The 861-nt window shown below is 59.6% G+C and carries 1 protein-coding gene; it reads left to right on the plus strand.

The window, feature by feature from the left end:
• Positions 1–8: 8 nt before the first annotated feature.
• On the plus strand, positions 9–230 hold the full coding sequence (locus GEV06_28710) for a hypothetical protein (protein MPZ21827.1): 222 nt from the start codon (positions 9–11) through the stop codon (positions 228–230).
• Positions 231–861 lie beyond the last annotated feature (631 nt).

Genomic DNA, 861 nt, shown 5'->3' on the forward strand with positions numbered 1-861 from the left:
GTGACGCTGTGGTCGAGATTGAGGGTTTCGATCAGAAGGTCTCTTCCGCTTCCACTGTGGCGAACGCCTTCATCGTTCAGTCGCTGGTCGCCATGACCGTCGACAAGCTGGTGAAGATGGGGGTCGAGCCGGAAATCTGGGCCAGTGCCAACGTGAAAGGCGGCACTGAAAACAACCGAAAGTTCAGGGAGACATACAGGGGCCGGATCTATCACTTGTCTTTTTACTAGGGCTGGGTTTGACAGCGAGGTAACGGCTCTTTATACTGGACGATGCTCGTAACGTACGGGGACGCGGTATGGAGCAGGTGCATAGGGGCGCGTGCTACCTGGAGCGTCCGGCCAGAGCCAATCCGTGCATGTACTTCGGGCTAGCACTGCGGGTTCGGCGACGTAAAAAGGGGTTGACAGGGTGCCTGTGTTCCCCTAGTATTGTAAGGTTCCCCTGACGAGTTGGGGGACGACGGCGAGCGCGACGCGCGGGATGCGACGCGTTGGCGGTCTCGGTTCTTTGAAAACTAGATAGAACGTGCACTTGTCCGCCGAAGCGCCGTAGGCGCGAAGGTGGACTTGTCTCGCCGAAGCACCGTCAGGTGCGGAGGCAGACACATCAGCCCGTCATGAATCAGCCTGATCGGGGCGTTGTGGGGCGTGTGCTTGGCCGGCTCGTGGCTGGCCGGGCAGGCGTGTCGCGCTGCTCCGGTTGGACCAGACAGTAAACGCAGGGTTCGCTCTTGCGTTAGGAATGTCCGTGACGTGCGAGTGCCGCAGGCTGGAACGATTCCGGTCGGTGTGCTCGTGACGTGACGGCGACAGTCTTAAACATGAGAGTTTGATCCTGGCTCAGAATCAACGCTGGCGG

Origin of the sequence: Luteitalea sp., from assembly GCA_009377605.1 — a bacterium.
Classification (GTDB): Bacteria; Acidobacteriota; Vicinamibacteria; order Vicinamibacterales; family Vicinamibacteraceae; genus WHTT01.